Here is a 20,538-nt window from a genome sequence, read left to right as displayed (position 1 = left end):
TTGGGGTGTGGCCTAGCGGTAGGGCAACTGTTTTTGGTACAGGAGATCGAAGGTTCGAATCCTTCCACCCCAGCCACATTTTTCCGCAACTACAGACGGTGCAGATTTCACGCCATATACTGGCGCGTTTTCCGTGGGTTGCGGCGGTGGCGTATATCACCAGCCCAACGATGCTCGCTCCTTCTGGCACAACATCGCCAAGTGCCTACAGACCGCATTTCCACGGTAGCGGTGTCCGGCTTTTGGTCGTCAGAGCGTCGCAATCATCGCGCGTTGATCCTGCAGTTGCTGGGCAACTGATGTCGCTTGCACCACTCAGAGGTGAAGCCGCTCATGGAAGCGGTCTGGCCACAGATCATCCGATCCGCCATGCCTCCCACAACGACATCCCGACGTTGACAATGCATGATATCGCAAGATGCTGCGCTGCATCCGAGGTCCGCAGTGAGCCCTTATTGTCTAGTTCTGCGCGACGGGCAAATTGGCTACTATAGCATTGGCTCCATAATTGGCCCTCACAGTCAAAAAAAATCGCAATAATGCCTTCAGACAAGCAGCTATTGCCGTTCCCAATTTTAGTAGTTCACTAGGAAATCACTGATCAGTGAGTTGAACAAATCCGGTTTCTCTAGGTGGAGCGCATGTGCCGTTCCGGGTACCACCGATAGCTGCACGTCCGGGATGCTTGTCCAAAGTGACTGCACCTGTGGCCAACGATAGGATCGATCTGAATCCCCCCAAATCACGAGCGTGGGCATCAGAAACCCCGCCAATGCATCGCGGCCGTCCCAATTCGCCATCGCGTCCAATGCGGCCATAGCCGCCTGCGGATTTGCCCGCGCCCCGATATCGACCAAAAGCGGAAAGCAGGGCGCATCACGTCCCGCCTTAAGCCATGTCGCGCCTATTCGTTCGATCGTATGCGCCACGCCATCCGCCGATAATCGCTGGCGCGAAACCTCGATAGGCTCAAACCGGTCAGGCATCAGACCCAGCGGGCCGGTGCCATAGAGCATCAGCTTTGACACGGCCATTGGTCGATCAGCCGCAATCTGCTGTGCGATCTGCCCGCCCATCGAATGGCCAAGCAGGGCAAACTCTTTGACCCCAAGATCATCCAACAAGGCGCAGACAGCCTTGGCCATATCAGCGATTGTGTCACATCCAGCGCGGTCAGACGCGGCCCCAAAGCCCGGCAAATCAGGTGCGATCACATCATATCGGGTACTAAAGTGTGCGATTTCACGCTTCCATTGCGCTGCGCCACCAAGGTAGCCGTGAATCAGCACCAATGGGTGGCCAGACCCCGCACGTAGATAGGGAAGTCTCATCATCAGCGCATCTGATCTGGCAGCCATAGGGCAACCTGTGGAGATATGATCAGGATTGCGATCAACAGGATCATCGCGCCAATGAAAGGTAGGCACCCTGTGATCACATCACCGATGCTGACCTCGTCACGACTGATTGCCTGGATCACGTAAAGGTTGAGCCCCACCGGCGGGGTAAGCACTGCAATCTCCATTGTGATCGTATAAACCACACCAAACCAGATCAGGTCAAAACCGGCGGCATCCATCAATGGGTAGATCGTTGGCAGCGTGATAAATGTCATCGACACGGGTTCAAGGAACATACCAAGGATGATGTAGAACACCAACACGATCGCCAGAACGGTGAAGGATGACAATTCATACGACAGGAACAATTCGGTAAATTGCTGGGGCACGCGGTAATACGTCAGGACAAATCCAAACAGCACACCGGCAGATAACAGCAGTCCCAGATATCCCATCGTCCGCATCGTTGCATAGATCGAATCCCGAAATCCCTGCCACGTCAGACCACCGACCCCAAAGGCCAACACAACCGTCAGCAGGGCAGCAACGGCTGCGGCCTCGGTTGGGGTTGCGATACCCGCATAGATAGCCACCGTAATTACAAGGCCAATCAGAACAACCGGACCAACAGTGCTCATGATCATCCTCATCGGCATTTTGGTAGCAGTTTCGTTGCTTGGAATGTCCTCGGGTTTCAATATGCCCCAGATCAGGACAACGACGACAAAGCTAGAAACCAGAATGAGACCGGGGACGACCCCTGCAATGAACAGGTCTCCGATGCTTTGGTCTGTTACAATACCGTAGAACAGTAGGATCAGGCTTGGTGGGATCAGCACCGATAGCGTGCCGCCAGCTGCCAAGACGCCACTGGACAGGCGTTTCCCGTAACCCAACCGCAGCATTTCGGGCAAGGCCACGCCACCGATTGTCAGCGCGCCCACCATGGAGGATCCGCAAACTGCACCAAATCCCGCACTGGCACCGATGGACCCATAGGCGGCCGATCCTTTGATCCGCACCCCTTGATGCAGGAATTGATAGAGGTTCGGTCCTATATTCGACTTGCCAATCAACTCACCCAGAAACACAAACAGCGGCACGGCCAACAGGATATAGTCAATCCACACGCCCCAAAGCTTGAGTTCGGCGGAAACGATCGAGGTGTCCCAGCCTTGGATTTGCCACAGAAACGGCAAGGACGCCGCCGCAAGTGCAAAAGGAATTGGCAGGCCGATCGTGATAAAGAGCATCAGAAGACCCAAAAGGCCAAGGCCCACAGTATACCATTCCATTACAGTTCTCCTGTTGGGATAGGTCTGCGCAGAAGACGGATCAGGCGCAGCGCGACGTAAATTGAAAAGACGACAAGAGAGAACGCACCCGGTGCCCAGAACCAATAGCGCGGCCAGTGCAATATCTCGGAGGCGACACCTGAGTTGAATGCCCGGATGGTCGCGCTGACACCGGCATAGGCAAAGAAACTGCCGACGCCCAACATCAGGATGTGGTTCACAATATCAAGAAACCGCCGCAAACCGGGCCGCAACCGATCTGTTAGCATTGTCACTTTGGGAAATGCATCCTCGCGCATGGCAAATGCCAGGCCGGTGAATGCAACGGGAAATAGCAACAGCGCGGTTGCCTCTGTAACCATCCGGTCCGGTTTGCCCAGCCCGTAACGGACAAAAACGCCGTAAGAAATCCAAAGCATCTGGACAAGTACAATTACCGCACCAGCACCTGCGAGCCAAACAACCAGTCGCTCCACACCGCTGATAAGGCGATCAAAACCGTCAGCCATGACATACCTCAATCTTTAAAAGGGGAAATGGTGGCCCCGCCAGTTTACCGTGGCCACCACAGGGAGGTGACGCTTAAGGTGCGTGGCTCGCCAGAAGTGCCCGAATGTTATCGGCCATCTCGACACCGCAGGCTTCGTTGACTGTCTCGTCCCACTTTGGCTTGACGCTAGCAATCAGGCTTGCGCGTTGCTCGCCCGGGATCGATACGGCAGCACCGCCACCTTGCATCACCGCATTGCCGACTTGCTGATCAACCCATGCCTCATAGCGCGGCTGCAACCAGACTTCGGTCTCGGCGGCCGCGGCCATAAGCGCTGTCTGCTCTTCTGGGGTCAGCGCATCAAACTTGTCCTTGTTCATCATGTACTGAATGTTGCCATAAAACAGGTTTGCATTGACCATATAGGGCATCACATTCCACAGCTTCCAAGAGCTATAGGTTGCGACACCCATGTTGATCCCGTCAACAACGCCACGCTCGGCTGATTGAAACACCTCTTTGGGTGCAACAAACACCGGCTCGCCGCCCCATGTTTCGATCATCAGGCTGACCAATGGCCCGATAGAGCGCACCAGTTTGCCGTCCAGATTACCGATGTCGTCGATGCCGTCTTCAAACCACCATTCTTGATCATACGAATAGTTCGAATTGATCATCGGAACCAAACCAGCATTTGCGGCCTCATCACGGATCAGTTCTGCATAGGCTGCATCTAGACCGGTTTGATCCTCGAGGCTGACCTCGGCGGGATAAAGCGAGGTCACTGCGTAACACGGCAGGCGATTATCTGCGTTGATCCAGCTAATGTCGGATACACCGCCTTGAAGCGAGTCAACGCCTTCGGACCAGCCGTGCAAAGTGCCTGACGGAAAGATTTCGACTTTGACCGAGCCGGCTGTCTTTTCAGCAACCAGATCTGCAAAATGCGAAAAACCTTCATAACGTATGTCAGCTTCGTTCACGTATGTGCTAAGGCGAATGGTGGTTTCAGCGGTCGCTGTGCCAGCGACAACACTCGTAGCCAACGCAACGGCAATCGCTGTCGTCGATTTCATAGAAATAGTCATGGTATCCTCCCAATAATTTGTACGGGCACGCCTCACGGTTTCCTCCCCGCCGGACCCTCGGCCTTCTGGTCGCGACGCGCCGCCGACGCCAGAATGCTTGACGCCAAAGCTAGGCGGCGGGTTTACAGTTAGGCCAACTCAAATATCACATCAGGTTATGCGAATATTGCATAATTGTTTAAAATCAGATACTAAGACCTCCTATGGAGCCGCAAATATGGACATAAACTGGTTGGGTGATTTTGCGTGCCTAGCGCGAACACTGAATTTCACCCGCGCCGCCGAGGAACGAAATGTCACGCAATCGGCATTCAGCCGACGAATAAAGTCGTTGGAAAACTGGTTGGGCGTACCGCTGATCCAACGATCCAGCTACCCTGTGCAATTGTCCGAGGCTGGCCAGCAGTTTTTGCCGGTCGCGCTTGAAGCGCTCTCCAATCTCTCCGACATCCGCCAAACACTACGCGCCCAAGAACGCGGCGTGACCGCATTTCAACGCTTTGCCGTGCTGCATACGCTATCGGTCAATTATCTGACCCGCCGCATAGAGGAATTCGAGGACCTGATCCCCAATCTGCGCGTGCGAGTCTATTCAGACAACCTGCGCACCTGTTGTCAGCTTCTGTCAGAGGGGACATGTGATTTTTTGTTGTACTATCGGCACAGGGACATCCAACCCGTCTTTGAAGAAAAGCAGTTCGCGCGCAAGGACATCGGTACCGAGCAGATGATCCCCGTTGCCCAAGCAACTGCGGCGCGCTTGCATGGTTGGGACCTTGATCAGCCCGGACGGACGGAGATTCCTTATCTGGGCTACGATCCCAGCAGTTTCCTCGGTGCTGTGGTTGAACAGACTATCGGTGCACGCACGCCACCACTTGCGCTGCGATATATGGATGCGCTGACTGAGGCGATCAAACGCAGGATGCTGTCAGGCAGCGGCGTTGCATGGCTGCCAGAAGGTGCCGTGGCAGAGGAAATGACAGCAGGGCTGGTGGTGGCTGTGGGCGGGGACACGTGGCGCACGCCGCTGACATTGTCGCTGTTCTGCTCTCTTGACCGCCTTGACAAGGTCGGGCGGCAAGTGTGGAACGCGCTATGATCCGCCGGGGAAATCCGGATGGGTTTTGAGCATCTGCCAAATCTTGTCTTTTCGGACATGTGACGATCCCGCCAGCCGGATCATAACAATTCGCAATGATTGCTCTGGTAAATCGGAAACACGGCGCAGTCGCCCACTGGTCAAATGCGGCGCGACAAGGGTCATCGGCAACCATGCAACGCCGATATTTCCAAGCGCATATTCACATGCCGCCAGTGTCAGTGCAGTTTCAGCCTTGGGCGATAACACAATCGACGCTGGCAAACGCGGGGCAATATGCTGTTGAAATATGCGCCCCAGAAATACATCTGACGGATAGGCGATCACGGGAATTGATGCGCTTACGCCAAGATCAAGCAGAGCGGGCGTGCAGACCGGCACCAGTTGATCAATGCCAAGGTCGACGGTGTCAAATCCTTGGGGCAACAGCGGCATGTGCTCGTCGGGGGCCTCATAGGTCACTGCAAAATCCGCCTCGCCGGACAACAGCAGAGTCAGGCATTCGTCGCGGTTGCCAGACCGGACCCGCACCGAGGTATCATCGCGCAGGGTCAGTTCTTTGACGATCCACGGGGATATCGTCGTCGTAATCGCATGTTGGCAGACCAGGGTCACACCCCCCGCCTCGCCATCGGCAGACGCAAGCAAATCATGCTTCAACCGTCGCAAGCGTGCGCTCAAATCACGCAGTTCCAGCTCCAACGCCTGTACGCCCGGCATGATCGCAACAGGCTTGCGCGACCGATCAAACAAGGTGATGCCGATTTTTTCCTCGATCACACGAACACGTCGGGTGAATGCCGATTGCGTCAGAAAACGCCGTTCTGCTGCCTGCGCGAGAGAGCCCGTATCAATCACGGCCAAGATGTCATCAATCCAGTCTAATTGCATATGCGACTGATACGTGAGTGGCCTTTAAAATGCAATTCTTGCATTTAATGCCACTAATTTCGAATTAGCTTCGCTGTATTTGGATCGTTAAGTTGCAGGAAACAAACCTCAGGAGCATCACATGCATCTCGCCCGTTTTCCCCGACGCTTTATCGCACATCTGCCAACCCCGCTCGAGCGGATGGACCGTTTGACCAAAGAATTAGGCGGGCCCGAAATCTGGATCAAACGCGATGATTGCACCGGACTGTCCACCGGCGGCAACAAGACCCGCAAGCTAGAATTCCTGATGGCCGAGGCCGAATTGCAAGGCGCGGAGATGGTGATGACCCAAGGTGCCACGCAATCCAACCACGCCCGTCAGACGGCGGCTTTTGCAGCTAAGCTGGGCATGGGTTGCCACATCCTGCTTGAAGATCGCACCGGATCGAACAACGACAACTACAATCACAACGGCAACGTGTTGTTGGATCACCTGCATGGCGCAACCACGGAAAAACGCGCAGGCGGCGGTGACATGAACGCCGAGATGGAAGCGCTGGCCGATCAGATGCGTGCAGATGGCAAAAAAGTATACACCATTCCTGGCGGAGGCTCGAACCCGACGGGTGCTCTAGGCTACGTAAACTGTGCGTTTGAAATGCTGGCGCAAGCCAACAACGGCAACCTTCGACTTGATCACATTGTTCATGCGACGGGCAGTGCTGGCACACAAGCCGGTCTGATTGTCGGCCTCAAGGCCATGAATGCGCAGATCCCATTGCTTGGCATCGGTGTGCGAGCGCCCAAGGCCAAGCAAGAAGAAAACGTCTATAACCTTGCATGTGCCACGGCTGAAAAACTGGGTTGTGCGGGCATTGTGAAACGCGAAGATGTGGTCGCAAATACCGATTACGTCGGGGATGGCTACGGTATCCCAACCGAAAGCGGTATCGAGGCCATTCAGATGTTTGCTGAACTGGAATCGATCCTGCTTGATCCGGTATACTCCGCCAAAGGCGCGGCTGGCTTTATTGATCTGATCCGCAAGGGGCACTTCAAAAAAGGCGAGCGCGTGGTGTTCCTGCACACTGGTGGATCGGCGGCCTTGTTCGGCTACGACAGCGCGTTCGATTTCTCCAAGCGTTGGGTGGCCTAACCGCCGCCCCCGCGGTCGAACCGCAAGAGGAGATGCCCCATGGTGTCGACGCTAAGGTCTCGATGGGACAGCCACTTTGGTGGGGTGCTGCTGGCGTGCGTAATTGCGGCCGCTGCGACTTTCTTGTCGGAACATTACGGCGCTCCAGCGATGTTGTTTGCATTACTGATAGGGATGGCGTTTCATTTCTTGGCTAAGGACGCGGCCTGCGCGGTCGGCATCGAATTTTCTGCCAAAACCTTGCTGCGGTTTGGCGTCGGCCTTTTGGGTCTACGTCTGAGCATCGGTGACGTCGAAAGCATCGGTTTGGGTGCAGTTGTAGTTGTCGTCGGCTTCGTCATGGCGACCCTTGTGTTCGGGGCGTTGCTGTCGTTTCTGTTTGGCCGCCGTCTTGCGTTTGGGTTGCTGGCGGGGGGATCAGTGGCGATTTGTGGGGCCTCTGCCGCCTTGGCGATCGCGTCGGTTCTGCCACCGCGCAGCGACCGTGAACAGGACACGCTGTTTGTCGTGATCGGTGTCACCGCCCTGTCGACAGTCGCGATGATCGCCTATCCCGTGCTGTTTCGGGCCTTGGGGATGAGTGACCTCGAGAGTGGATTTTTGATCGGCGCGACCATCCATGATGTCGCGCAGGTGGTCGGTGCGGGTTATACCGTAAGCGACGAGGCGGGCGTTATCGCGACATTCGTGAAAATGGTGCGCGTCGCGCTATTGCCTGTGGTGATGATCGTTGTCATGGCCAGTTTCCGTGGCGCGCAAAGCCAGCGGGTTAGCGTGCCGTGGTTTCTGATCATGTTCATCGTCCTTGCTATTCTGGCGAACACGGGCCTGATCCCGCGCGCAGTGCTCGACCTGATCGGAGAATTATCACGCTGGTGCCTCGTGATCGCCATTTCCGCACTGGGTGTGAAAACCAGCCTCGCGACCATGGTGCGGGTCAAGCCCAGCTACGGGATAATCCTGATCGCCGAGACGCTCTTTCTACTCGTCATCGCTGTGACATTTGTCATGACCGTCGGCTTCTGATTCACCACCATCCGAAAGAACCCGCTCCATGACCCGCTCGAACGTTATCATTCCAGCACCCGCATGAGTCAGATCGTCACCTTTGGCGATATGGTTTACCTCGCAGGTCAGGTGTCCGCACCTGATACTAGCGTGACCGAGCAAACCCAATCGATCCTTGCGCAGATCGATGATCTGCTGGCAGAGGCCGGATCGGACAAAGAACACATCCTGCAGTCCACCAACTGGCTGGCGTCGATGGATGATTTTGCGGAAATGAACGCCGTTTGAAATAACTGGGTTGCGCCGGGCCATGCAACTGCCCGGGCAGGCGGCGGCGCGCCTCTCGCCACATCAGATTACAAAGTCGAGATCATTATTACCGCTGTCCGCCGCTGAATTTAGCCGCGCCCGCCACCGGGACAAGCTGATTCAATATCCGGAATGGGCCGTTTCGCGGCCCCGGCCAGCCGTAGTCTATCTTATGCTAAATAATGGTTTTCAGTGTATCGAGACAACCGATCATTTGGAGCGCCGTCATTGCTTAAAATCGTCGACTTCCAAGCGGCCACTTCGAAACTCACAATATCCATTTCCCAAACGCAACCAACGACGTCATTAGCACTTTGGCTGAATTCAGTTGGCCGATCCCATTGCGCGCGTATCTGCTCCACATTGGACAACACGCTTCCCCAATGCCAATAGAATGTGGGCGCAACAACTGCGACCTCAGCAAAGTGGATGATCTGAAACCCGACACCATGGTTGGTATCAGCATTTAAGATGTCGCCGGCTGTTGGCAGTTGTTCCACTGCGGCCTGCAGTGCAGATGACACAATTCTGTCCTCAAAATTCCAACCTACGGACAGGATGGCATACCGCTTTAGCGTCCACCCCTTCATGGTTGCTAATGGCAAAGCTAGAACATTTCTGGGCTCGAAGGGTTTTAGATGCTTCATTAAAGTTCCCTAACGCCGGTGTGGTCAGATCAACCTAGCAGCCAACTACCAGGCCTTGAAGATCCGATAGCATGTCACGGCTAGCTTGAGGCCAACTAACGTGTCCCCCTCTCCGCTCCGGTATGGCACGAGCGTGACCAAGCTGGACCGGTCATTCGTTGCACCCTGCCTAAACACACAGGATACGGGCAAAGCGAGCGAGTGCACTAGCGACAGTTAACTGGACATCGCGTCAGCGAAAAAGACTAGTTTGTTGGATACAAGATGTCCACTTCTGGCCCCTTCAAGCCGACTGTGCAGAAACGAACATTTGCGGGCCTCAGACCGCGGCCTCCCACCTATTTGCAAAGCCCAGTAGTACCCGCCGATTTAGGAAAGGACACCACGTATCACAGGCGACAATTCCCTTCGCGTCACCCAAACTTATTCAAATTGATGGAGCTGTTTTAATTCAATTCTCGCGTGGAATTCCGGACAATCAGTTCTGCCTCGAGAAGCACCGATTTAGGAGCAACCTGAGTGTCGAGCCAGTGAACTACCGCTTGGGCAGTGGCCTCGCCCATTCTTGCGACCGGCAAGTGAATGGTCGTGATTTCGGGAAAAGTGCAGGATGAAAAAGGCAGATCGTCGATGCCGACCAATGACATCTCATCAGGCACTCTTATCTGGTGCCTTTGCAACTCGAAAAGTGCACCCATGGCCAGCACATCGGAAAAGCAGAGAATGGCGGTAAACACTGTGTCCCTTTCGAGGATACGTAGAGTTGCGGCACAGCCGCCTTCAACTGAAATATCTGTCTCGAACATTTGTAAAGTGTGGCTAGAAACAGGGTTCTTCAAACCTGAAAGTCGAGCCTGAGTCCTGTCGTTGCTTTTGACTGGTCCGTGAACTACGGCAATATTTTTGTGCCCTGCAGCCAGAAGGAAGTTAAGAGCAAGGCGGGAAGCGCCTGCATTGTCATAGCCGACAGTCGGCAAATGATAGCTCTTTTCAAAGTACGAAGTGGCTATTACCGGAAGGCGCGTTTGTTCGATCAGCCTGTCGAAATCCGGGCTGTGCGCAATACCGGAAACAATCAGCGCTTCCGCACCAATATCAACCAACCCCTTTGCTTTTTCCGTTTCAATCTCGGGATCGTCAGACGTTGTTGCAACAACAAGCGATAAACCATGCTTTGCCAGATGTTTTTCAAGCGCTGCGAGAAATCTTGAAAAGATCGCGTTGTCTAGTGTTGGGACCAGGGCGCCCACGACGCGGGTTCTGCCGGAATTGATCGCGCGGGCGGCAGCACTGGGCACGAAATGCAACATGCCGATCACTTCCTGTACGCGCAATCGTGTCTCTTCAGAAACAGCTTTTGGAGAATTCAGAACCCGTGAGACTGTCGCAACGGAAACACCAGCGGCCTTTGCCACGTCACGAAGGTTGGCCCGTTTCTTTTTTGGTCGGCTTTCCATTTCGCCCCTATGGTTGGACTACCCTCTCGGTACTTTACTAATACTTGACAGATGTAACCAGTTACATCAAGCTATGTAACCAGTTACATTTGCGACTCATGGAAAACAATGTACGCTGGCGCCATCCTTCACGAATTCAGCAACAACGGGCACGCTACACCCGCGCGGTTGTTTGCCGGATTTCAGAAGCCAGGTCATGAACGGACACTGGCGCTGGCACCGCGGGAAGTCAGGAAGATCGCAATGCGCCCTGACGATCTTCTGTCCATTACCGGCGTCTGGGCCGAGGGTGAGCTACACGTTTCGGCGTTTGACGCCCGCGGAAAAGATGCGCTGTCCACCATTGGACTTGCTGCGTCAGGACAGCTGAACAGCGCTGAGGCCGACTTAACAGAATTGATCGGCTGGATCGCAGCGCAGGGCGGTGATTGCAGCGCCAGCATCGCTGCCGCCCGCCTGCCAGCAAGTGATGGCCAGTTTGTTCTCAGGGCCGGTAGCTCCGCAACCTTATGGCTGTCGCGCGTCGCGGGCCGTGACCAGTTGGTTAACGGCTCTGGCGGCGGCTCAGTCACGATTACGCATCAGCCCTCTGGTGGAACCGGCCCGATACTTCCGGACCCACTGGGGGATGTGCGCGATGAATTCACCGTCACGCGCGGCACGGGCATGTCTTACGAATTAAAACAGGGTGAAATCGTCCAGATCATTGATGTCGAGGGGCAACAATGCTCGGATTTCGTTGCCTTGCGCGCCGATCAGCTCGACAAAGGTGAGGAATGGCTGATCGACAGCACCGCAACTCGATCGATGGTGCGACGCGCCTACCCGAGCCCCGGCATGCTCGACAAGTTCTTCGACGGCGAAATGCGCCCGCTTCTGAATGTCGTGCAAGACACCTGCGGACGACATGATACCTACGGTCTGGCCTGCACGGCACGAGGATACGCGGAGCGCGGTTTCCCGGGGCACGTCAATTGTTCTGACAATATTTCCCATGCGCTTGGTCCTTATGGCGTGAAGCGCCGTTCGGCATGGCCGGCGATCAATTTCTTCTGGAATACTTGGATTGACCCCAATTCTCACGAGCTTCTGGTAGACGAAAGTCACTCGCGCCCCGGTGACTATGTCGCCATGAGGGCGCTTGAAAATCTGGTTTGTGTTTCGACCGCGTGCCCGGATGACATCGATCCGATTAACGGCTGGAACCCGACCGATGTGCATGTACGGATTTACCGACCCGAGACACCCATTCGTCGCGCCGTTGCTTATCGCGAAAAGGAAGACGCACCAATGTCCCTCAGTCAGGAATCTGCGTTTCATAAACGACTGGAACCATTGACCCAGCACTTTGCGCCTGCGCGGGACCTGTGGGCGCCGGTGAGCTTTCCGTCGCATGGGACACTTGGCGAGTATTGGGCGTGCCGTGAAGCCGTGACCCTGCAGGACATGAGCGGGCTGCGCAAATTCGATATTATCGGGCCTGATGCCGAGAAGCTGTTGCAACTGGCGACGACGCGTAATGTCGCCAAACTGCCGGTCTGGCGCGGCACTTATACATTGATGTGTGACGAAGCCGGTACGGTTATCGATGATGGCACCTTGTTCCGGCTCGGGCATGATCTGTTTCGCTGGTGTTGTGGCAGCGAAGAGAGCGGGCGAACTCTGCAGGCATCGGCTGAGGAACACGGATTTCAGGTGCGCATCCATGCGATGCGGAATGCCTTGCCGAATTTGGCGCTGCAAGGGCCAAAATCCCGCGATGTGTTGCGCAAGATCGTCTTTACACAGCCGCATGTGCCTATGCTTGATCAACTCAAATGGTTTGGCTGTTCTGTCGCCCGGCTAAACGACCGGGATGGTGCGCCGTTTATGCTGTCACGTTCGGGCTACACGGGTGAGCTTGGATATGAGATTTTCTGCGCTAAGGCCGACGCGGTTACCATCTGGGATGCGGTCATGGCGGCAGGCGAAGAGTTTGGTATCACACCGATGGGGTCGGCTGCGCTTGAGACTATCCGGATTGAAGCTGGGCTGGCGGCGGGCAATGCCGAGTTTGCGCCAGGTGTTGACGCATTTGAGGCCGGGTTAGGATTTGCTGTGGACCTGACTAAATCAGAGTTCACCGGCAAAGATGCCCTCGAACGCAACCAACAAAATCCACGTCGGGTGCTCAAAGGGCTGTTGTTGGAGTGTGATGACGTTCCGGCACATGGTGCGGCCGTGTTTGCTGGTGAACGTCACGTGGGCACTGTGACCTCTGCAACCCGATCACCGTCTCTTGAACGCAGTATAGCGATCGCGCGTCTGTCGGTGGAGCATTCTCAAAATGATACCAGGTTGGAAATTGGGCAGCTTGACGGACGTATGAAGCGCCTCGGCGCGACTATCACCGATACTCCATTCATAGACCCGACGCGTAAGCGGGCACGTGCATAAACCTAACGAAAAACCAACGGGAGAAAGAAACGATGAAAACAAGTTTGAAATCATTAGGCCTCGCGGCCGCTGTCAGTGTCTTTGCGCTACCGGCTTTTGCTGCAGAAGAGGTTAAGATTGGCGTGCCGTCTTGGACAGGAGCGCAGGCGATTGCGCATCTGCTGGGGGCTGTTGTCGAAATGCGGATTGGCGGAAAAGTCGAATATGTACCGGGAAACAACGCGACGATTTTCCAAGCGATGGATCAGGGAAAGGGTGACATTGATGTACATCCTGATGTCTGGCTGCCCAACCAGCAGAGCTTTACCCAAAAGTATGTCGATGAGGCGCGCACAGTAACGCTGTCATCCAACCCTTACGAGGGCAATCAAGGCTTTTGCGTCAGCAAGGATTTTGGCGAAGCCAACAACGTCACTGACATCGCCGACCTGGGTCGCCCGGACGTGGCCGCATTGATGGACAGCGACGGCAATGGCCGTGGTGAGATGTGGATCGGAGCGCCCGGCTGGGCTTCGGCCAATGTGAACGAGGTGAAGGTGCGCGATTACGGGTTGATGGATTTCATCGAGCCGATCCGGGCCGAGGAAAGCGTGAAAACAGCGCGCATCAAAGACAGTATCGCCAAGGGCGAGGGCTATGCGTTCTACTGCTACAAGCCCCACGCCGTGTGGTTCATGTTTGATGTTGAAATGCTGTCTGAGCCTGCGTTTGATCCCGAAAAATACGTGATGGTGCAGCCTTCGGACGATCCCGATTGGTTCGACAAGTCCATGGTCGCGTCGAAAGATGCACTGAAAGATGTTCAAATCGCCTGGTCCAACTCGCTGGTGGATCGCTCGCCTGCGATTGCCGAATTCTTCACCAATTTCCAGGTGACCTCGGATGACGTGTCGAACTTTGCCTATGAGATCAGCGCCAATGGCCGTGATCCGGCCGAGGTAGCGCGTGAGTGGGTTGAAGCGAACCCTGATCGCGTAGACGCTTGGCTGGGTCTCTGATCCAGAAATGAAAACCAAGGTGGCGCTGCATATTCGGCGCCACCTTGAAACGGCGCAACCCAAACAAAAAACCTCCGGGGGACACATGGGCGACGATACCGTTATCAAAATCTCGAATGTCTGGAAGATCTTCGGTGCCAAACCCGAGATTGCCTTGCAGGCGATCAGGGATCGCGGCCTGACCAAGGCCGAAGTGCTGGCAGAGTTCAACTGCGTTGTCGGCGTGGCAGATGTCAGCATGTCAGTCAACCGTGGCGAAATTTTCTGCATCATGGGCCTTTCGGGCAGTGGAAAATCCACAATGGTGCGCCACTTCAATCGCCTGCTGGAACCCACCGATGGCAAGATTGAGATAGAAAGCACCGATGTGATGGCGCTTGGTCCGCAAGAGCTTCAGCAGTTTCGCAACAACAAGATCGGCATGGTATTCCAGAACTTTGCACTGATGCCGCACCGATCGGTGCTGGACAACGTCGCGATGCCTCTGGAAATCCGGCAAGTCAGCAAGAATGAGCGCATGCGCCAAGCCGCCGCCATTCTCGATATTGTCGAGCTGGGCGCCTGGGGTTCGAAATTCGCGCATGAACTGTCTGGCGGGATGCAACAGCGCGTCGGCCTCGCCCGCGCCCTTGCCGCCAACCCCGATGTTCTGCTGATGGACGAACCGTTCTCGGCGCTGGATCCGCTGATCCGCCGCCAGTTGCAGGACGAATTTATCCGGCTCAGCAAAATTCTGAAGAAGACGACGATCTTCATCACCCATGACCTTGATGAAGCCGTTCGTATCGGCAACCGCATCGCCATCATGCGCGACGGCAAGGTGGTGCAGATTGGCACTGCTGAAGATATCGTCATGCACCCTGCCGATGACTACGTGGCGGATTTCGTGGCGGGTATCTCGCGCCTCAAAGTGGTGCGCGCCCATGCAGTGATGCAACCCATTGCTGATCATGTCGCGGCGCATGGCCCGCATTCCGCCGACGCCCCGCGCGTCAATGAAGGCGAAAACCTGAGTACGATGATCAATCTGGCGATCGACAATAGCAGCGCAATCCTGGTCGAAGACGGCGGCGTGGATGTTGGCGTGATTACCCGCGCCGATTTGCTGCGCACTGTGATCGAAGGGACGGAAGTATCATGAGCACCTCTGATGTGAACCCCGATGGCGTGAACCCGCTGGAAGACACCGAAAGCGAAGCGGCTCTGGCCTATGCCGAGGAACGGCGCGAGAATATCCGCACCTTCGTACGCACCAATCCAGATTACTACATCGCCAATTTCGACAAGATCGGCGCCTCGTCCCGCTTTACCCCCACCTTCAACCTGATGGCCGGTATTTTTGGCCCGGTCTGGTTTGGCGCGCGGGGGTTGTGGACCTGGGCACTGCCCTTCCTGATCATTGAAACGCTGGCCTTTGTGCAGATGGCCCGGGGATTGTTTGGAGATCTGGCCTCCGACGCCATGGCGCGGATCGCGTCGATCGAGGGCACGCTTGAGTTGCGCCGCAAGCAACTGGAAGCAGCAATTGAAACCAATTCCGATAAGATTGATGTCTATCGCCGAACGGTTGAGTCGCTGGAGCAAAACATCGGCGGTATTCGGGCTGAGGCCGAAGCAATGGCAGGAGAGGGCCCAGGTATTGCCTTCACCGGCCTTGCCATTTTGCTGATCGTCAAGGCGGTGCAGGCTATCGTGGCCAACTGGGCGCTTGAAGCGCGGTTCTCAGACTGGATGTCCGATCGGTCGGTTCGTTCGGCCTTGCCAGTTCGGGAGATCGTATTCAGTGCGATTTTCATGGCGCTGATCGTGACCGCTGCGATGTTGCATTATTCTTTCCCTGGACGGTTTTCCCTGCTCAGTCATTTTCCCACGGATCCAAATATCCGCCTGACCGGTATCAATTGGGTGGAAGATTTCATTGCATGGTGCGTCCGCAACAGCGAAGTCTTCTTTGATGTGCTGACAATTGGTATCCGTGCTCTCCTGGATGCGCTTGAAGTCATCCTGGTGCAGACCCCATGGATCGTAATCGCCAGCTTGATCGTCCTGTTGACTTGGCTAACAGCGGGCATCCGCACCGCGATCTATTCGAGCGCCTTTCTGGCATATATGGGCCTTCTGGGGTTCTGGGAGGCGGCGATGACCACGCTGGCCTTGCTGGGAACAGCGGCATGTCTGTCCATCGCGATTGGCATTCCTCTGGGCATGTTCGCGGCGAGACGTCCTCGATTCTACGCGTTTATCCAGCCAATTATGGATTTCATGCAAACCATGCCTGCTTTCGTCTTTATGGTTCCGGTGATTGCGTTCTTTGGCGTCGGTAAACCGGCGGCGGTCATCGTCACGATGATCTTTGGCGGCACACCGGTGGTGCGCCTGACTGTGTTGGGACTGCGTGGCGTTCCGGAATCCGTGCGCGAAGCGGCCATCAGTTTTGGCGCCAACAAATGGTATCTGCTGACCAAGGTCGATCTGCCGCTGGCCGCGCCGTCGATCCGCGCTGGCATCAACCAGACGATCATGTTGTCGCTGGCCATGGTGGTCGTTGCCTCGCTGATCGGCGCCAAAGGTTTGGGTGAGGATGTGCTTGAGGCTCTTCAATACGCGAATGTTGGACAAGGCATTCTGGCAGGCTTTGCTATCCTATTCTGCGCCATGATCCTTGATCGCATCGTACAGGGTCAGCGAAAATGACACCGCTTGTTTTAGTCCATGGTTTCATGGGCGGCAGTGAACAATGGAATTTGCAGGCGCCGCTGGCTAAAGATCGAGAACTGATCGCTATTGACCTGCCTGGCTTTGGCAAAAACGCGCACAAAGACGCGCTGCGCTCCATTCCGGAGTTCGCCGAGTGGGTCCTTGCCGAAGTCGGCACCGAACAATTCGACTTACTCGGTCATTCTATGGGCGGAATGATCGCCCAAGAGATGATCCGACTTGCGCCGGACCGCGTGTGTAAACTTCTCCTATATGCAACAGGCGCAGAAGGGGTCATTCCTGGACGGTTCGAACCGATTGAAACCTCTATCCGACGCGCCCGTGCCGATGGGGCGAAATCAGTGGCTCGCAGGATTACCGCGACTTGGTTTCTAGACACAGAAGCCGCGCAGGAATTTCCAGCATGTGCCAAGATCGCAGAAGCGAGCACATTGCAGGCAATCATTGCCGGGTTGGAAGCGATGCAAATTTGGTCCGGGATTGCTCATCTTGAAAAAATTGCATTGCCGACACTTGTGCTTTGGGGCGACCGCGACCGTACATATTCATGGTCTCAAACTGAAACCTTATGGCGCAACATACCTGATTGCCGAATCGCGGTGTTGCCTGCTTGCGCGCACGCGGTTCACCTGGAAAGCCCGCTTCTGTTTAATCAGCTGGTTAGTGATTTTCTGGAAGCCAATTCATGAGGATCCCGCAATTGTAACGCCGAAGGCCGGACAAGTATCTTCTATTGAATGCCTGTAGTGGCGCGTTTGCGGCGCCTCAAACGCGGTAAAAGGTGGCTGCCTAGCCGATCTTTATTTCGCGAGATCGCAGTGAATGTTCGACATTGTGGTCGTGCGCAACCTGCCCTGAAATCTTGAAAGTTTTGTCCAACGTTCAATTTCGTTTGAACAAGTAAACTTCGAAATGAGAGTAAAACCACTTTTATTGTCGATGCGTGATTTAGGTAGTGATTAACCCCCGGAATTCTGCCAATAAAACACAAATGATGCTTTAAGGGGGCAAGGGTGCGCCATATTTTTTTGGCGGCTGTTATTGTCGCGATTTCATTATTCTCGTCGGCAAAGGCACAAGGCATCGACGACTTCCTTACCACGGGTCCGTCGGCGGATTGGGTAAAGCAGCTTGAGCGCCCAGAGCAAGATCTTGAAAAAAGCGGCGAAAGGGAGGTCAACTATATATTGGTTGATAGGCAATCCCGCTATAGCCAAGCCAGCACTGAGCGCTATGTCCGATATGTCGAGCAACTGCTGACCCCCAACGCCGTTGAAGCAAATTCAACCATTACGGTCAATTTTGACCCGGCATATCAGACAGTTTCATTTCACCACCTCACACGTGTTCGCGATGGGGAAAGCGCAAACATCCTTGATCCATCATTGTTCGATCTGTATCGCGTCGAAACCGATCGGGAGAAGTTGATTTATAACGGGTCTCTGCAACTTTCTTATCTTATTCCCGACGTACGTGTTGATGATATTCTCGACTATTCCTATTCCGTATCGGGTAAGAATCCAGCGATTGGACCGCACTTCGTTGGTGGTTTTCAACACCGCTATGGTGTGCCCGTCCAACATCTGCACCAGCGGTTGCTGATACCTGCTGGCACCGAGTTGAACATTGAGCCGTTTGGTGCCGTGCAAACGCCTATGATTTCGCAGGTTGGCGATCAGACGGAGTATTCTTGGGATATCCGGGACCTGCCTGCGCTAAGCATTGACTCTAACCTCCCGCCATCTCATCCGGGCTTTCCGAGTACGCTATTCAGCACCTTCGACAGTTGGAACGCGGTTGGTGCATATTTCGCGCCCTTTTATGATGTATCCACGCTGAATTCAGAAAAAGTCCGTAAAATCGCTTCTACCATCCGCTCCGAGCATCAATCACCACAAAATCGTTTGCGCGCAGCGTTGGACTTTGTGCAGCGAGAAATCCGTTACCTTGGAATCGAACTCGGCCAAGGTGGCTACATCCCGCGCCAGCCTGATGAAGTGCTTCGGAACCGATTTGGCGATTGTAAGGACATGACTCTGCTGCTCATTGCAATTCTAGCTGAGCTGGAAATAGAGGCGGTTCCATTCCTCGTAAATCTCGAAAAAACAGACGCCGTGGACGCCTTTATTCCGTCTTATGGCGTGTTTGACCATATTATTGTATCGGCTTCGATCAATGATAAGACCTATTATCTTGATCCCACGCGCGGCGTTCAGCTTGGTGATTTGGAACACTTGCAACAGGGTGACTTCGGCAAGGGGGTCGTAGTCGCTTTAGACAGTCCGGGTATGGTCAGCGCTCCGGTTCCAGTTCCTGAATTCTGGAAAGAAATCGTCGACACCTACGATATCGTCGCGGAGCCTGGTGCGATCACGCTCTCTAGCGTCTCAACCTATTACATGGGGCAGGCGGACGGAATGCTGGCTTGGTACAACCGTGAAGGTGCCGCCGCCGCCGAGAAATCTTTTCTAAATTTTTTCCAAAACGCCTTTCCGCAAATTACGCAGTTGACGCCGCTTAAGCTGGAAGTTGACGATATTGGCGGCTCAATTTCCATCATTGGTTCTTACCGTATCCCTGACGCTTGGGAAGACGGTGACATTCCAGAAATGCAGACCTTTTATGCGCAAGCGCATGACGTGTTGCAGGATATGCCATCCTTCGTCGGCGCGACCCGAACAATGCCCTACAAACTGCCACATCCTGTGCGCAGCAAGCAAACGCTGCGGTTCATTTTAGATAGCACCTGGGACATTGAGAACAATATTCGACTGATCGACCAGCCCGCGTTCAGGTCTCTGACAATTGAACGTTTTGAGAATAATATCTACGCCAAAGAAGTTAGCTATCAGAGCAAATCGAACGAAATTTCAGCAAAAGACTTTCGAAAATCCATGGCCTCCATTCAGGAAGCCCGGGAACAGGTCGGGGTTTCTTTGACGATCAATAATGCAATTGAGGGCAATGCCTTGATCAATTGGTTGGCAGAAATTGAGGATATTGAGAAAAAAATCAGAATTTGGCACATTTCAGCGGTTTTCTTATCATTGATCGTGGCCTTAGCGCTAAGCAAGCGTGACGTAGAATGGATGCCTAAGCAGGTGTTTCACCCGGTCTCCGCAACGAAATTTGTCATCATGTCGACTGTGACGCTGGGTATTTACCCGATATTTTGGAGCTACAAAAACTGGAGATGGGTAAGGGACATAGATTCTCAGGATATCTCACCCGGCTGGCGCGCCTTTTTTATGATCTTCACAAATCTTGACCTGTTCAAAAGGATGGCCGAAAAATCTGACAACTCCACTCGGTTTGGAACGATTGGGGTCTTCCTCGCAATCGTCATCCTAGTCGGCGCAATCTGTGATCGCGTTTACGAGCGTCAACCAGATGCGCCTGAATGGCTATCTTTGTTAGGGATGGCTTGTATGATTGCTTGGATTCCGGTGGTACGGCATGTCAATAAGCTCAACGAAGAATGCCCGGATTGCATAAGGCATAATTCCAAGTTTGGATGGCCCGCACTTGGAATGCTAGCGTTGTTTTCGCCAATCTTCGGGTTGATTGTATTCAGCTATCTTTGATCCAGACTTGGTCGACCCGAGCATAGCTGCACTTTCA

General features: G+C 54.5%; 16 protein-coding genes, 1 tRNA gene and 1 pseudogene. 11 read left to right on the top strand and 7 right to left on the bottom strand.

What is annotated here, in order from left to right; genetic code table 11:
• Nucleotide 1: 1 nt before the first annotated feature.
• A tRNA-Gln gene (locus WNY37_RS18455) sits at nucleotides 2–76 on the top strand.
• A 499-nt stretch (nucleotides 77–575) separates the two neighbouring features.
• Here the strand turns inward: WNY37_RS18455 and WNY37_RS18450 are convergent.
• The 4 genes from WNY37_RS18450 to dctP form a co-directional block, all read right to left on the bottom strand.
• Complete coding sequence (locus WNY37_RS18450) at nucleotides 576–1,334, bottom strand: alpha/beta fold hydrolase (protein ID WP_342974936.1); 759 nt, start codon at nucleotides 1,332–1,334, stop codon at nucleotides 576–578.
• The gene (locus tag WNY37_RS18445; protein ID WP_342974935.1) at nucleotides 1,334–2,635 is read right to left on the bottom strand and encodes a TRAP transporter large permease; all 1,302 of its coding nucleotides are present in this window, start codon (nucleotides 2,633–2,635) and stop codon (nucleotides 1,334–1,336) included. The genes WNY37_RS18450 and WNY37_RS18445 overlap by 1 nt, the downstream gene beginning before the upstream one ends.
• Nucleotides 2,635–3,144, bottom strand: coding sequence for a TRAP transporter small permease subunit (locus WNY37_RS18440; protein WP_342974934.1), 510 nt, complete (start codon nucleotides 3,142–3,144; stop codon nucleotides 2,635–2,637). The genes WNY37_RS18445 and WNY37_RS18440 overlap by 1 nt, the downstream gene beginning before the upstream one ends.
• 73 nt (nucleotides 3,145–3,217) lie before the next feature.
• Nucleotides 3,218–4,213, bottom strand: coding sequence for a TRAP transporter substrate-binding protein DctP (dctP, locus tag WNY37_RS18435; RefSeq protein ID WP_342974938.1), 996 nt, complete (start codon nucleotides 4,211–4,213; stop codon nucleotides 3,218–3,220).
• A gap of 217 nt (nucleotides 4,214–4,430) precedes the next feature.
• On the opposite strand from dctP, the gene WNY37_RS18430 reads away from it, so the two are divergent.
• Nucleotides 4,431–5,315, top strand: a complete 885-nt coding sequence (locus WNY37_RS18430) for a LysR family transcriptional regulator (RefSeq protein ID WP_342974933.1) — start codon at nucleotides 4,431–4,433, stop codon at nucleotides 5,313–5,315.
• On the opposite strand, the gene WNY37_RS18425 is transcribed toward WNY37_RS18430, so the two are convergent.
• Complete coding sequence (locus WNY37_RS18425) at nucleotides 5,310–6,206, bottom strand: LysR family transcriptional regulator (protein WP_342974932.1); 897 nt, start codon at nucleotides 6,204–6,206, stop codon at nucleotides 5,310–5,312. The genes WNY37_RS18430 and WNY37_RS18425 overlap by 6 nt on opposite strands.
• A gap of 121 nt (nucleotides 6,207–6,327) precedes the next feature.
• Here WNY37_RS18425 and WNY37_RS18420 point away from each other — a divergent pair, with 121 nt between their 5' ends.
• The 3 genes and pseudogenes from WNY37_RS18420 to WNY37_RS18410 all read left to right on the top strand — a co-directional run bounded on the left by WNY37_RS18420 (nucleotide 6,328) and on the right by WNY37_RS18410 (nucleotide 8,748).
• A complete protein-coding gene (locus WNY37_RS18420) occupies nucleotides 6,328–7,344 on the top strand; it encodes a D-cysteine desulfhydrase (protein ID WP_342974931.1) in 1,017 nt (338 codons plus the stop codon).
• Nucleotides 7,345–7,383: 39 nt separating this feature from the next.
• A complete protein-coding gene (locus WNY37_RS18415) occupies nucleotides 7,384–8,370 on the top strand; it encodes a putative sulfate exporter family transporter (protein ID WP_342974930.1) in 987 nt (328 codons plus the stop codon).
• Between the two features lie 9 nt (nucleotides 8,371–8,379).
• Nucleotides 8,380–8,748 (top strand): annotated as a pseudogene (locus tag WNY37_RS18410) (RidA family protein).
• Nucleotides 8,749–8,831: 83 nt separating this feature from the next.
• On the opposite strand, the gene WNY37_RS18405 reads toward WNY37_RS18410, so the two are convergent.
• Both WNY37_RS18405 and WNY37_RS18400 read right to left on the bottom strand, forming a co-directional pair.
• A complete protein-coding gene (locus WNY37_RS18405) occupies nucleotides 8,832–9,308 on the bottom strand; it encodes a hypothetical protein (RefSeq protein ID WP_342974929.1) in 477 nt (158 codons plus the stop codon).
• Nucleotides 9,309–9,754: 446 nt separating this feature from the next.
• Complete coding sequence (locus WNY37_RS18400) at nucleotides 9,755–10,765, bottom strand: LacI family DNA-binding transcriptional regulator (RefSeq protein WP_342974928.1); 1,011 nt, start codon at nucleotides 10,763–10,765, stop codon at nucleotides 9,755–9,757.
• 108 nt (nucleotides 10,766–10,873) lie between these two features.
• Here WNY37_RS18400 and WNY37_RS18395 point away from each other — a divergent pair, with 108 nt between their 5' ends.
• The 6 genes from WNY37_RS18395 (at nucleotide 10,874) to WNY37_RS18370 (ending at nucleotide 20,501) form a co-directional block, all read left to right on the top strand.
• Nucleotides 10,874–13,201, top strand: a complete 2,328-nt coding sequence (locus tag WNY37_RS18395; protein ID WP_342974927.1) for a DUF1989 domain-containing protein — start codon at nucleotides 10,874–10,876, stop codon at nucleotides 13,199–13,201.
• 32 nt (nucleotides 13,202–13,233) lie between these two features.
• Entirely contained in the window at nucleotides 13,234–14,199 is a 966-nt protein-coding gene (locus WNY37_RS18390; RefSeq protein ID WP_342974926.1) for a glycine betaine ABC transporter substrate-binding protein, read from the top strand.
• A gap of 85 nt (nucleotides 14,200–14,284) precedes the next feature.
• A complete protein-coding gene (locus WNY37_RS18385; protein ID WP_342974925.1) occupies nucleotides 14,285–15,340 on the top strand; it encodes a betaine/proline/choline family ABC transporter ATP-binding protein in 1,056 nt (351 codons plus the stop codon).
• Nucleotides 15,337–16,893, top strand: coding sequence for an ABC transporter permease subunit (locus WNY37_RS18380; RefSeq protein ID WP_342974924.1), 1,557 nt, complete (start codon nucleotides 15,337–15,339; stop codon nucleotides 16,891–16,893). Before WNY37_RS18385 ends, WNY37_RS18380 begins: the two co-directional genes overlap by 4 nt.
• Nucleotides 16,890–17,606, top strand: a complete 717-nt coding sequence (locus tag WNY37_RS18375) for an alpha/beta hydrolase (protein ID WP_342974923.1) — start codon at nucleotides 16,890–16,892, stop codon at nucleotides 17,604–17,606. Before WNY37_RS18380 ends, WNY37_RS18375 begins: the two co-directional genes overlap by 4 nt.
• Nucleotides 17,607–17,930: 324 nt before the next feature.
• Nucleotides 17,931–20,501 carry a DUF3857 domain-containing protein gene (locus tag WNY37_RS18370; RefSeq protein WP_342974922.1) on the top strand — a complete coding sequence of 857 codons (2,571 nt, stop codon included), beginning with the start codon at nucleotides 17,931–17,933 and terminating at the stop codon, nucleotides 20,499–20,501.
• Nucleotides 20,502–20,538 lie beyond the last annotated feature (37 nt).

The organism is Henriciella sp. AS95, from assembly GCF_038900055.1.
Classification (GTDB): domain Bacteria; phylum Pseudomonadota; class Alphaproteobacteria; order Caulobacterales; family Hyphomonadaceae; genus Henriciella.
The sequence above is the reverse complement of the archived record's forward strand: the minus strand, read 5'-3'. Positions and strand labels throughout refer to the sequence as shown.